Annotated in this window: 10 protein-coding genes and 1 riboswitch; of the genes, 4 read left to right on the top strand and 6 right to left on the bottom strand. The window is 66.5% G+C overall.

The genetic code is table 11. The features are described 5' to 3' along the window. From thiC to AB7O82_RS32440, 6 genes are all read right to left on the bottom strand, one after another. Positions 1–1,450, bottom strand: a 1,450-nt coding sequence (gene thiC / locus AB7O82_RS32465; RefSeq protein WP_428554127.1) for a phosphomethylpyrimidine synthase ThiC, incomplete at its 3' end; no start/stop codon positions are given. A 50-nt stretch (positions 1,451–1,500) separates the two neighbouring features. Beyond that, positions 1,501–1,635: riboswitch (TPP riboswitch) on the bottom strand. A 262-nt stretch (positions 1,636–1,897) separates the two neighbouring features. Next, positions 1,898–2,716 (bottom strand): family 1 encapsulin nanocompartment shell protein, encoded by an 819-nt coding sequence (locus AB7O82_RS32460; RefSeq protein ID WP_428554130.1) that lies wholly within the window; start codon positions 2,714–2,716, stop codon positions 1,898–1,900. Continuing rightward, positions 2,713–3,135: an encapsulin-associated ferritin-like protein gene (locus AB7O82_RS32455; RefSeq protein WP_428554132.1), complete on the bottom strand. Its 423-nt coding sequence runs from the start codon at positions 3,133–3,135 to the stop codon at positions 2,713–2,715. The genes AB7O82_RS32460 and AB7O82_RS32455 overlap by 4 nt, the downstream gene beginning before the upstream one ends. A 199-nt stretch (positions 3,136–3,334) precedes the next feature. Next, the gene (locus AB7O82_RS32450; protein WP_428554135.1) at positions 3,335–3,571 is read right to left on the bottom strand and encodes a hypothetical protein; all 237 of its coding nucleotides are present in this window, start codon (positions 3,569–3,571) and stop codon (positions 3,335–3,337) included. A gap of 155 nt (positions 3,572–3,726) precedes the next feature. Next, positions 3,727–4,920: a CaiB/BaiF CoA transferase family protein gene (locus AB7O82_RS32445; protein ID WP_428621223.1), complete on the bottom strand. Its 1,194-nt coding sequence runs from the start codon at positions 4,918–4,920 to the stop codon at positions 3,727–3,729. A gap of 162 nt (positions 4,921–5,082) precedes the next feature. After that, on the bottom strand, positions 5,083–6,009 hold the full coding sequence (locus AB7O82_RS32440) for a glycine/sarcosine/betaine reductase selenoprotein B family protein (RefSeq protein WP_428554141.1): 927 nt from the start codon (positions 6,007–6,009) through the stop codon (positions 5,083–5,085). Positions 6,010–6,326: 317 nt separating this feature from the next. On the opposite strand from AB7O82_RS32440, the gene AB7O82_RS32435 reads away from it, so the two are divergent. The 4 genes from AB7O82_RS32435 (at position 6,327) to AB7O82_RS32420 (ending at position 11,927) form a co-directional block, all read left to right on the top strand. Further along, positions 6,327–7,301, top strand: a complete 975-nt coding sequence (locus AB7O82_RS32435; protein WP_428621222.1) for a Bug family tripartite tricarboxylate transporter substrate binding protein — start codon at positions 6,327–6,329, stop codon at positions 7,299–7,301. Between the two features lie 508 nt (positions 7,302–7,809). Further along, the gene (locus tag AB7O82_RS32430; RefSeq protein ID WP_428621221.1) at positions 7,810–9,657 is read left to right on the top strand and encodes an extracellular solute-binding protein; all 1,848 of its coding nucleotides are present in this window, start codon (positions 7,810–7,812) and stop codon (positions 9,655–9,657) included. A gap of 150 nt (positions 9,658–9,807) precedes the next feature. Next, positions 9,808–10,908: a microcin C ABC transporter permease YejB gene (locus AB7O82_RS32425; protein ID WP_428621220.1), complete on the top strand. Its 1,101-nt coding sequence runs from the start codon at positions 9,808–9,810 to the stop codon at positions 10,906–10,908. Next, entirely contained in the window at positions 10,908–11,927 is a 1,020-nt protein-coding gene (locus AB7O82_RS32420) for an ABC transporter permease (protein WP_428621218.1), read from the top strand. The genes AB7O82_RS32425 and AB7O82_RS32420 overlap by 1 nt, the downstream gene beginning before the upstream one ends. The last annotated feature ends 114 nt before the right edge of the window (positions 11,928–12,041 follow it).

Genomic DNA, 12,041 nt, shown 5'->3' with positions numbered 1-12,041 from the left:
CGGGCAGGCCGAGATGCTCCTTGGGCGTCACGTAGCAGAGCATGGCCGTGCCGAACCAGCCGATCATGGCGGCGCCGATGCCCGAGGTGATGTGGTCGTAGCCCGGCGCGATGTCGGTGACGAGCGGCCCCAGCGTGTAGAACGGCGCCTCGCCGCATTCGCGCAGCTGCTTGTCCATGTTGGCCTTGATCTTGTGCATGGGCACGTGGCCCGGCCCCTCGATCATGACCTGGCAGCCCTTGTCCCAGGCGACCTTGGTGAGCTCGCCCAGGGTTTCGAGCTCGGCGAATTGCGCCGCGTCGTTGGCGTCGGCGTTGCAGCCTGGCCGCAGCCCGTCGCCCAGCGAGAACGACACGTCGTACTTGCGCATGATGTCGCAGATGTCGCCGAAATGCTCGTACAGGAAGCTCTCGCGATGCTCGGTCAGGCACCATTGCGCCATCATCGATCCGCCGCGGCTGACGATGCCGGTAATGCGGCTCGCGGTCAGCGGCACGTGGGCCAGCCGCACGCCGGCATGGATGGTGAAATAGTCGACGCCCTGCTCGCACTGCTCGATCAGCGTGTCGCGATAGACCTCCCAGCTGAGCTTCGTCGGATCGCCGCCGACCTTTTCCAGCGCCTGGTAGATCGGCACGGTGCCGATCGGTACCGGCGAATTGCGCACGATCCATTCGCGGGTGTCGTGGATGTTGCGGCCGGTCGACAGGTCCATGACGGTGTCGGCGCCCCAGCGGATCGCCCACACCATCTTGTCGACCTCTTCCTCCATCGAGGACGACACCGCCGAGTTGCCGATGTTGGCGTTGATCTTCACCAGGAAATTCCGGCCGATGATCATCGGCTCCAGCTCGCCATGGTTGATGTTGGCCGGGATGATGGCGCGGCCGGCCGCGACTTCGCTGCGCACGAACTCCGGCGTGATGAATTCGGGGAGAGCGGCGCCGAAGCTCTCGCCGTCGGCCAGGCGCTCGCGGGCGACGTCGAGCATCTGCTTGCGGCCGAGATTCTCGCGCGCGGCGATGTAGACCATCTCCCTGGTGATCACACCGGCGCGCGCCCATTCGAACTGGGTGATCGGTTTGCCCGCGAGGCCGCGCAGCGGGCGCGGCGTGTTCGGGAAGGGCTGCAGCGCCGACGCCTGGACGTTGCCGTTGTCGATCGCGTGGATAGGCCGGCCATCATACTCCTCGACGCCGCCACGCTGCAGCACCCAGGAGCGCCGCGTGCGAGCAAGGCCCTGGCGCACGTCGATGCGGGCGTCCGGGTCGGAATAGGGTCCGGTGGTGTCGTAGACGCGCACCGGCGGCTCGGTCGGCGAGGAGAGCGCGATCTCGCGCAGGGGCACGCTGAGATCGGGCGCCATATCGGGCGTGACGTAGATCTTGCGCGACGCCGGCAAGGGGCCGGTCGTCACCTGCGGTGTCGGATTTGAAACGATGGTGTCCATGACGAGGATCTCCCGAGGCTGGAGGCTGACGGAGATCCGGCGCTGTCGTGCAAAGGATTGGCATCCAGTCCCTTCGCCGGCATGACCCGGATCAGGTTCAAAGGGTCACCGCGCTGCCGCCGGTCCGTGAACCGGGATGGCCGTCGGTATCTCAGCCCCTTGTCGGGACCCCCCTTGGACGGCACGGACTGTAGACCTTCAGGACGTTGGCGCAACAGGGAATGGATGCGTCTGTGCGGTCCGGCCATTCTTCTCCTCCCCAGCTTCGCTGGGGAGGTGTCGCCGTCCTACGGCGACGGACGGGTCATGGCCTCTTGGACCGCGGGCGTCTCGCCCGCTCATGCTCATGTGATGAGCGCGCGAGACGCCCGCGGTCCTCGTGATTCATGACCCCTCCGTCCGCGATTACGCGGACGCCTGCCCAGCTTCGCTGGGGAGGAGGATGAGCTACTTCCCGCCACTGCTGAGCGGGAGTGCCGCCTGCTCGGTCAGGATCAGGAAGGTGAAGCTTTCCTCGATGTAGAGCTGGACAGTTTCGCGGTCGTGGTCGAGATAGCCGATCGAGAAATCCTGGCCGACCGTCAGCTCGAAATCGCCGCCGCGCTGGGAGATCACCAGCCCGCCGTCGAGGCCCGGCGCCGACACGATCTCGCCGTCGATCAGGCGCTGGACATGGCTCAGGATCGGATAGCCGCCATCGGTGCGCGAGGCGAGATCCTTGTAGAGCTGCTCGCTCAGCACGACCGCGAACTTGCCTTCGATGCCGTCGTCCCTGAGCCTGGTCAGGGCGGCCGCGACGGCACCGGGATAGTCGGCATGGCTCGACCCCAGCGGCACCGCGTGGGCGGCGCGCGCCTGGCAGATGCCGGTGATCTGGGCCTCCTTGTAGCCGTGGAAGATCGAGCGGTCCTCGGCGATGGCGATCTCGCGCGCCGCCGCCGTGACCGCATCGAGATCGGGATCGCGGGCGCCGCGATCGATGGCGTCGAGCTCGGCGCGGCTCATCGCGAACGGAATGCGCAGTTCGACCAGCGGCTGGATACGGCGCAGGCGCGCCTGGACGTTCCTGCCCTGCGGCGGCGAGCCGATTGGATCGGCGCGACCCAGCTCGACGTCCGAGGCGCCCCAGCCCAACGGCCCGCGGAAATCGACGACGCGTCGCGCCGCCAGCAGCGCGCGCAAGGTGCGCTTGGCCTCCTTCTCGATCTCCTCCCAGCCGGCCTCGGTGATCGGCGCGCGATCGCGGAAAAGATGGTTCTTCATCATCTGTCGGCTCCCTCTCGCGGACGCAGGCTGCCTATGCCGAGGCTGCCATCGGCGCCGGCCCCGGTGTCGGCACCGGTATCGGCACCCGTTTCAGCGCCTGCCGCGTAGCCCTGGCCGGCTACCATCTCCGCCTCGATCCCGGTGATCGGCCCCTCCTTGAACAGGAAGGTCTCCAGATGCTGCGACAGGACCGGGTCGCTGCGGCGCAGCCATTCCAGCGCCATCGCCGCGTGCTCCTTCTCCTCGTCGCGATTGTGCTCGAGAATGGCGCGCAGCTCGGGGTTGCTGGTGGCCTTGGCGCGCTGGTTGTACCAGTCGACGGCCTCCAGCTCCTCCATCAGGGAGACGATGGCGCGGTGCTGGTCGATCACCTCCGGACCGAGTCTGGCGGCGTCCTCGTGCAGGGCTTCACTCGACATCGTGCAACCTCCAATGCAGGGGGCGAACACTAGGCCGACCGCCCGCCGCGGTAAACGCCACGAGTGGTGGGGAGTTCCGTGCTTCGAGAGGGTCGCACCAGGCGCCGGCGATCGTCAGGCTGCGCGAGTGGCGCAGGATTCGCACCCTCGAATGCCTTCTGCCCGAAACCGAATGCAAGATCGGGGCAGCCGCCCGCTCTCAGGACTTGCGGGCCCTTTCCTCGGCGCGCCGGTCGTTGCCGCGGGCGAACAGGTAGAGCAAGGGCGAGATGCCGAGCAGGATCCCCATCGCCCCGCCCATCACCTGGCCGATGACGCGCGGCGCGTCGGGGTTGCCACCGCCGCTCACCGCGACCTGGCTCAACCATATCCAGCCGAGGCCCAGCAGCACCTCGAGCACGATGACCGCAATGATGACCCGTTTGCGCCTCGACATCCTGTCCTCGCTGTCCTTCGAACTCTCATTGCTGGGAGCGCGCCACTCCGATGGCGCTCTTCTTGGTGATTGCACATTCCATGAGCGCCATTGGAGTGGCGCGCTCCCAGCAAGGACCGCTCCACCCCAGCGTCGCCGGGGAGGACAATGAGAAACTACACCACCCAGGCGGCGCGCAGCTCGGCGATCTCGGCGGGCGGGTAGCCGGCCTCGCCCAGCACCTCGTCGGGGTGCTGGCCGAGCGTCGCCGGCGGGCGGTCAACCGAGCCGCCGCCATGCTCGAGCTTGAAGCCCGAGCCGACGACGCGGATCGGACCGTGCGGCGTGTCGACCGTCTGCAGAATCGTACGGCGATCGAAGTGGTCGAGCTGCACGGTCTCCGGAATGGTGAGCACGCGGCCGGCCGGCACGTCGGCCCTGGCGAAGCGCTCGGCCCAGGTGGCCGAGGTCTCCTTCACCAGCTCGGCCTCGATGATCGCATGCAGCGCCTTGTTGTTCTGGATGCGCGTCGGCCAGTCGGGGAAGCGCGGATCGGCGAGCGCGTCGGCGCGACCGATATCTTTCATCAGGCGCTGGAACTGCGGCTCGGTCATGACGGCGAGCACGATCCAGCCGTCCCTGGTCTTGTAGAGATCGCCGGTCGGCTTGCGCGTGACCGACAGGTTGGCGGCCTGCTCGTGCACCCGGCCGGTCATCATGTGCTCGGTGAACTGCTGGGCGAGATAGCCCATCACGGCGTCGATCATGGCGACATCGACCAGCTGGCCCTTGCCGGTATGAGTGCGCTGGTAGAGCGCCGAGGCGACGCCCAGCGCCGCCGTGGCGCCCGACATCACGTCGGCGCCGGCGAAGCCCACGCGGGTCGGTCCGTTCGTCGGAAAGCCGGTGATCGACATCAGGCCCGACATCGCCTGGATCATGCCGTCGAAGGCCGCCGTCTCGCGATCCGGCCCGACCTGACCGAAGCCGGAAACGGCGCAATAGATCAGCCGCGGGTTGATGGCCTTCAGGACGTCGTAGCCGATGCCGAGCTTGTCCATCACGCCGGGCCGGAAGTTCTCCATCACCACGTCGACCCTGGCCACCAGGCGCTTGACCGCCTCGATCGCGGCCGGCTTCTTGAGGTCGAGGGTGATCGAGCGCTTGCCGGCATTGACCGCGACCCAGGGTGCAGCGAGCCCGCGCTTCTCCCAGTCGTTGGCGCGGTTGCCGTAGCGCATGTCGTCGCCTTCGCGCGATTCGACCTTGATGACGTCGGCCCCCAGCAGGGCGAGCTGATAGGAGCCGTAAGGCCCCGCCAGCACGCGCGTGAAGTCGAGAACCTTTACTCCGGCAAACGGCTTGCTCATGTCGATCCTAAATGTGCTGGGAGCACGCCATTCCAGTGGCGCTCATACGGCGTGCAATCGACGAAGATTGCGCCACGGGAGTGGCGCGCTCCCAGCGAATGACGCGCTCTTCCGTGCATGTCAGCGCCAAGGCCCATGACTGGCGCGCTACCAGGCATGAGCCTACGCCACACCAGCCTTCTGGCGCTGACCGAGGGCCACCTGCTTCACCTTGTCGAACTCGGCGCGCCGCCTGGCGACCTCCTCCGGGCTCATGCGCTCGAGGTTGTTGTAGTCGCGCTTCCAGTCGCCGTCCTCGTTCCAGCGCAGCGGCGACTGCACGGTGGTGCGCGGGCCGATCGCGCTCTCCAGTACCTTCAGCGTGAGATCGAGCGTGAAGGCCTGCGTGTCGGGCTCGTGCGGCTTGCCGCAGGAGTTGCCGAGCGGGAAATCGCTGAACAGGAAGCGCGGCACGCCGGCAAGCTCGACGATGTCCTTGGCCGCTCCCATGATCACCGTGGGAATCCCGTTCCTCTCCAGATAGCGGGCGACCAGACTCACGGTCTGGTGGCAGACGGGTCAAGTCGGGACCAGCAGCGCCGCGTCGACCTGGTCCTGCCGGCAGCGCGCCAGGATCTCCGGCGCATCGGTCTCCAGGGTCACGCGCTGGCTACGGTTGGTCGGCGCGCCATGGAAACGCCTGGCCAGCTTGAAGCGGCCCTCGGCGGCGAACCGGCGCATCAGCGGCAACGGAAACCAGGTGTTGCTGTCGGCGGCCGTTGTGTGCTTTCGGTCGTAGCCGATGTGGGAGATGCGCGTGTCGTGGTCGACGGCCGTGTCGCCCGAATAGACCGTGTAGAACTTGGCGGCGGCGTTGTAGGCGGCGCCGGGCCCTTGGTCACCCTTGTCGGGCTGGAAGGGCGCCGCCGTGCTGATCAGCGCCAGCGTGCTGTCCGCCAGCGGCTTTTTCAGCGGCTGGAACGGCGCATCGAGGTAGTGCGCCCAGCGATAGGGATTGTCGTAGCCCAGCGCGAGATAGTACTCGCGCGTCCGCCGCATGTACTCGATCGGCACGTCGTAGTCGGGAGCAAAATTGGTGGTATCGGCCATGCCGCCAACCTGATGCCGGCCCGGGGCGGAGTCAAACTCCGCAAGCCGCAGATCGGGCCTTCATTTTCCTCCCAGCGTCTTCGCTGGGGAGGTGTCACCGTCTTCGGCGACGGAGGGGTCATGGTCATTCGGACCGCGGGCGTCCCGGGAGAGCCATGACCCCTCCACCTGCCTGCGCGAAGCCGAAGCGGCTTCGCGCAGGCGGAGGCAGGGTCGCCGAGGACGGCGACACCTCCCCAACTTCGTTGGGGCGGAGGACCAAGTGACAAGCCGCACGCCAGCCCCTACGCTCGCGCGCTCAGGGAGGAAAAAACAACGTGAGAACACCAACCCGCCGCGCCACGCTGGGGGCGCTTGCGGCATTTGCCGCCGCGCCGCACGCCAGGGCGCAGGCCTATCCGGCCAAGCCCATCCGCATCCTGGTGCCCTACCCGGTGGGCGGCATCGTCGATATCGTGACCCGCGCGCTGGCCGACCCGATGCAGGCCGATCTCGGCCAGCCGGTCGTCGTCGAGCCCAAGCCCGGCGCCAATTCGACGCTCGCCACCGCCATGGTCACGCAGGCGCCGGCCGACGGCTATACCCTGGTCATGGCGACCATCGCGCATGTCGTGGCGCCGCTGCTGCAGGCGGTCTCGTACGACCCGATCGCCGATTTCCAGTCGGTGGCCCTGGTCGCGGTGGCGACCTCCGTGGCTACGGTCAATCCGGCGGTGCCGGCCAGGACGCTGAAGGAGCTGGTCGAGTACGGCCGCGCCAATCCGGGCAAGCTTCACTACCTCAACCCCGGCAACGGCTCGTCGATCCACCTGTCGGCCGAGCTGCTGAAGAACCGTTACAAGTTCGACATGGTTTCGGTGCCCTATCGCGGCATCCCGCCGGGAATGACCGACCTGCTCGAGGGCCGCCTGCAGGTCGGCCTGCTGCCCACGACACTCGCCCTCCAGCATGTCCAGGCAGGCAAGCTCAGGGCGCTCGCCGTGCTGGCCGACAAGCGCCTGTCGACGCTGCCCGACGTTCCGACCTTCGCCGAGGCAGGCTTCGCCGATGCCCAGGTCATGAGCTGGTACGTCATCGCGGTGCGCGCCGGCACGCCGGCGCCGATCGTCGAGCGCCTGCACGGCTCGGCGATGAAGGCCCTCGGCAACGCCGAGACGCGCGACCGGCTGATCAAAGCCGGCTGCGAGGTACCGGCGCCGCGAGCCCCCGCCGAAGTGATGGCGATGTGGAAGGCCGACCACGCCCGCTACGGCAGGCTTGTGAAGGAGGCGGGCATCAAGGGCGAGAGCTGAATCTCCTGCTCCCGTTGCGCGCAGCATGTGCGAGGCATTTCTCACGTCCCTCCCCCGCCATCGGTCAGGGCATTCGCATATGGCAATAAACCCGTCATCCCGAGCGGAGCCGCCCGACTAGGCGCTGTTTACGGCGCCATTGGCGGCGCAGTCGAGGGACCTTTCTTGCTGGCGCAGCAATAAGAAAGGTCCCTCCACTACGCCTCGCTGCGCTCGGCTCCCGTCGTGATGACGGCTTTTTTCCATATGCGAATGCCCTGCGTCATCAGGGGAGGCGCCCCGTCATACGGGGCGAAGGGGAAGGCCTAAGTCGAGATGCTTCTGATTACGACGTCGGAAGCATCTCGACTGAGGCCTTCCCTCTCCGGCCCTTGTGGGCCACCTCCCCCGATGACGGGGGAGGATGCGGTGTGCCAAAGCTGACAGCGAAGTAACCGGCCGGCCATAGTGCCGCCCAAGTCGGGCACGTTATATGGACTGCAGCGACAGAGATCGGGGAGCGCATCGCATGTCGATCAAACGGCGCAGCATTCTGGCGAGGGGCGCGGCATTTTGGATGGCCGCGCCGGCAATCGTGCGAGCCCAGGGCTCGCCCAAGGTGACCGTAGGCCATGGCTTTGCCATGCACGGCGTGCCGAAATATGCTGCCGACGCCGGTCCGCCCGACTACCTCAACCCGGCCGCCCCCAAGGGTGGCACGGTGCGGCTGGCGGCGCGCGGCACCTTCGATTCCCTGCACCCCTTCATCGTGAAAAGCGTGCCGGCGGCCGGCATCTCGGCGATCTGGGACACGCTCTGCTGGTCGTCGCGCGACGAGGCCTCGACCGAGTACGGCCTGGTCGCCGAGACCATCGAATGGCCGGAGGATCGCTCCTGGGTGGCCTTCACACTCAGGCCGCAGGCGAGGTTCCACGACGGCACGCCAATCACGGTCGAGGACGTCATCTTCACCTTCGACATCCTCAAAGCCAAGGGCGCACCGAACTACGCCTTCTACTATCACGACGTGCTCAAGGCCGAGAAGGTCGGCGACCGAAAGGTTCTGTTCACCTTCCGCGACAGCAGCAACAAGGAGCTGCCGCTGATCGTCGGCCAGCTGCCCGTTCTGCCGTCGAAATGGTGGGCGACGCGCGACTTCGAGAAGGTGTCGCTCGAGATGCCGCTGGGCAGCGGCGCCTACAAGGTCGATTCGGTCGATGTCGGGCGCTCGATCGCCTACCGCCGGGTCGACAACTGGTGGGCGAAGGACCTCTGGATGAACCGCGGCCGCAACAATTTCGAGGTCATTCGCTACGAGTACTACCGCGACGTGACGGTGCAGTTCGAGGCCTTCAAGGCGGGCGAGATCGACATCCGCCAGGAAAATATCGCGCGCAACTGGGCGACCGCCTACGACATCCCGCCGGTGCGCGACGGCCGCATTCAGCGCGCCGAGATCCCGCACGAGTTGCCGACCGGCATGCAATGCTTCGCCTTCAACACGCGGCGCGAGTACTTCAAGGATCGCCGCGTGCGTGAGGCGATCGGCACCATGTTCGACTTCGCCTGGACGAACAAGAACCTGTTCTACGGGATGTACAAACGCAACATCTCGTTCTTCGGCAACTCCGAGCTCGCCTCGTCGGGCCTGCCGACACCCGCCGAGCTCAAGTACCTCGAGCCGCTGCGCGGCAGGATTCCCGACGAGGTGTTCACGAAGGAGTTCAAGCTTCCCGAATCGGACGGCACCGGCAACGTCCGCGACCTCGCCCGCCGCGCCCTGGTGCTGCTCAAGGAAGCCGGCTGGGAAATCAAGGACGGCAAGATGACCGAGACGAAGTCGGGCAAGAGGCTCGCCTTCGAGATGATACTCAACGATGCGAGCTTCGAGCGCGTGGTCCTGCCCTACAAGCAGAACCTCGAGCGTATCGGCATCGACATGAGCGTGCGGACGATCGATACGGCGCAGTTCAAGCGCCGCGAGGACGAGTTCGACTACGACATGATGGTCGAGGGCTTCGGTCAGTCACTTTCGCCGGGCAACGAGCAGCGCGACTTCTGGGGCTCGAAGGCGGCCGGCACCCCGGGCAGCCGCAACTCGATCGGCATCCGCGACGAGGCGGTCGACCGGCTGGTCGAGACCCTGATCGCCGCACCCGACCGTGAGAGCCTGATCAACGTCACCCGAGCGCTCGACCGCGTGCTCCTGTGGGGCCACTTCGTGGTGCCCAACTGGCACAGCAACACCGCCTACGTCGCCTACTGGAACCGCTTCGCGCGGCCGGCCAAGAGCGCCCGCTATGCGCCGGTTGCCTTCGACACCTGGTGGATCGACGAGGCCAAGGACAAGACCCTGCAGCGCGGGGGCGGAAAGTGAGGTTCGAATCCTCCTCCCCAGCGAAGCTGGGGAGGTGTCGCCGACTTACGGCGACGGAGGGGTCATGACTCTCATGGTTCGTGAGTCCATGACCCCTCCGCCCCGTAAGACGGGGCACCTCCCCAGCGGAGCTGGGGAGGAGAGTCTGTAATGCTCGCCTACATCCTGCGCCGGCTGATGCTGGTGGTGCCGACGCTCATCGGCATCATGGTGATCAACTTCTTCGTCATCCAGGCGGCGCCCGGCGGCCCGGTCGAGCAGATGCTGGCCCAGATCCAGGGCACGGCGGTCGACGCCACGGCGCGCTTCTCCGGCAGCTCGAGCGGCGGCGAGACGGTGCAGAAATCGGCAACCGACACGTCCGGCGGCGGCGCCTACCGCGGCGCCCGGGGCCTCCCGAAGGAGCTGATCGAGCGCATCGAGAAGATGTACGGCTTCGACAAGCCGATCTACGAGCGCTTCTTCCTCATGATGCGGAACTACCTCGTCTTCGACTTCGGCGAGAGCTTCTTCCGCAACAAGCGGGTCGTCGACCTGGTGCTCGAGAAGATGCCGGTGTCGATCTCGCTCGGCGTCTGGACGACGCTGCTGATCTATTTCGTCTCGATTCCGCTCGGCATCGCCAAGGCGGTGCGCGACGGCTCGCGCTTCGACCTGTCGAGCTCGTCGATCCTGATCGTGCTGAACGCCATCCCGGGTTTCCTGTTCGCGCTCCTGCTGGTGGTCCTGTTCGCCGGCGGCAGCTACTTCAAATGGTTCCCACTGCGCGGCCTGGTGTCCGACGACTGGGGCTCGCTCGGCACAATCGACAAGGTGCTCGACTATTTCTGGCACATGGTGCTGCCGATCGGCGCCATGGTGATCGGCGGCTTCGCCACCCTCACCTTCCTGACCAAGAACTCCTTCATCGAGGAGATCCACAAGCAGTACGTGCTGACCGCCCGCGCCAAGGGCCTGGTCGAGCGCCGCGTGCTCTACGGCCACGTCTTCCGCAATGCCATGCTGATCGTCATTGCCGGCTTCCCCGCGGCCTTCATCGGCGTGCTGTTCACCGGGTCGCTGCTGATCGAGGTGATCTTCTCGCTCGACGGCATCGGTCTGCTGGGCTTCGAGGCGGCAATCAACCGCGACTACCCGATCATGTTCGGCACGCTCTACTTTTTCGGCCTGATCGGGCTGGTGATGGGCATCCTGGGCGACATCATGTACACGGTGATCGACCCGCGCATCGATTTCGAGGCGCGTGGCTGATGCGTCCCAATACCCGACGCCGGTTTGCCATCTTCCGCTCGAGCAAGCGCGGCATGATCTCGCTGGTCGTGTTCGGCATACTCTTCGTGCTGTCGCTGTTCGCCGAGCTGCTGGCCAACAACAGGCCCCTGCTGATCTACTACGATGGCGGTTTCTATTCACCCCTGGTGCGCGACTACCCGGAGACGACATTCGGCGGCGATTTTCCGACCGATGCCGTCTACAGCGAGCCCGAGCTGCAGAAGCTGATCGAGGAGAAGGGCTGGATGATCTGGCCGCCCATCCCCTACAGCTACGACACGGTATCGCGGGGCGAGGGCCGCCAGGCGCTGCAGCCGCCGTCATGGGCCCATCCGCTGGGCACCGACGATCAGGCGCGCGACGTGCTGGCCCGCGTGATTTACGGCTTTCGCATCTCGGTCCTGTTCGGGCTGGCGCTGACTGTGCTGAGCTCGATCATCGGCGTCGTCGCGGGCGCCGTGCAGGGCTATTTCGGCGGCGCCGTCGACCTCCTGATGCAGCGCTTTCTCGAGATCTGGTCGAGCATGCCGAGCCTATACCTGCTGATCATCCTGGCGAGCTTCATCCAGCCCGGCTTCTGGGTGCTGCTGGGCATCATGCTGCTGTTCAGCTGGATGGCGCTGGTCGGCCTGGTGCGCGCCGAGTTCCTGCGCGGACGCAATTTCGACTATGTCCGCGCCGCCCGGGCGCTCGGGATGCTGGACGCCCGCATCATGTTTCGGCACATCCTGCCCAACGCCATGACCGCGAGCCTCACCTTTCTGCCCTTCATCCTGGCCGGCTCCGTGACCACGCTGACCTCACTCGACTTCCTGGGTTTCGGCCTGCCGGTCGGTTCTCCGTCGCTGGGCGAGCTGCTGCTGCAGGGCAAGAACAACCTCAATGCGCCGTGGCTCGCCTTCACCGGCTTTGCCATTCTCGCCCTCATGATGTCCCTGCTGGTATTCATCGGCGAGGCGGTGCGCGACGCCTTCAACCCGCGCAAGGTGCCGACATGAGCGACAAGCTGCTCGAGGTCCGCGACCTGTCGGTCGATTTCGGCAAGGGCGACAAGGCGGTGCGCGCGGTGCGCAACGTCTCCTTCGAGATCGCCCGCGGCGAGACGGTGGCGC

This window comes from Reyranella sp. (assembly GCF_050185545.1).
Taxonomy (GTDB): Bacteria; Pseudomonadota; Alphaproteobacteria; order Reyranellales; family Reyranellaceae; genus Reyranella.
The sequence above is the reverse complement of the archived record's forward strand: the minus strand, read 5'-3'. Positions and strand labels throughout refer to the sequence as shown.

What these genes read in the sequence shown, in the direction of transcription:
- AB7O82_RS32460 (WP_428554130.1), bottom strand. Translation starts at nt 2,716, where the DNA reads ATGATGAAGAACCATCTTTTCCGCGATCGCGCGCCGATCACCGAGGCC.
- AB7O82_RS32455 (WP_428554132.1), bottom strand. Translation starts at nt 3,135, where the DNA reads ATGTCGAGTGAAGCCCTGCACGAGGACGCCGCCAGACTCGGTCCGGAG.
- AB7O82_RS32450 (WP_428554135.1), bottom strand. Translation starts at nt 3,571, where the DNA reads ATGTCGAGGCGCAAACGGGTCATCATTGCGGTCATCGTGCTCGAGGTG.
- AB7O82_RS32445 (WP_428621223.1), bottom strand. Translation starts at nt 4,920, where the DNA reads ATGAGCAAGCCGTTTGCCGGAGTAAAGGTTCTCGACTTCACGCGCGTG.
- AB7O82_RS32430 (WP_428621221.1), top strand. Translation starts at nt 7,810, where the DNA reads ATGTCGATCAAACGGCGCAGCATTCTGGCGAGGGGCGCGGCATTTTGG.
- AB7O82_RS32425 (WP_428621220.1), top strand. Translation starts at nt 9,808, where the DNA reads ATGCTCGCCTACATCCTGCGCCGGCTGATGCTGGTGGTGCCGACGCTC.
- AB7O82_RS32420 (WP_428621218.1), top strand. Translation starts at nt 10,908, where the DNA reads ATGCGTCCCAATACCCGACGCCGGTTTGCCATCTTCCGCTCGAGCAAG.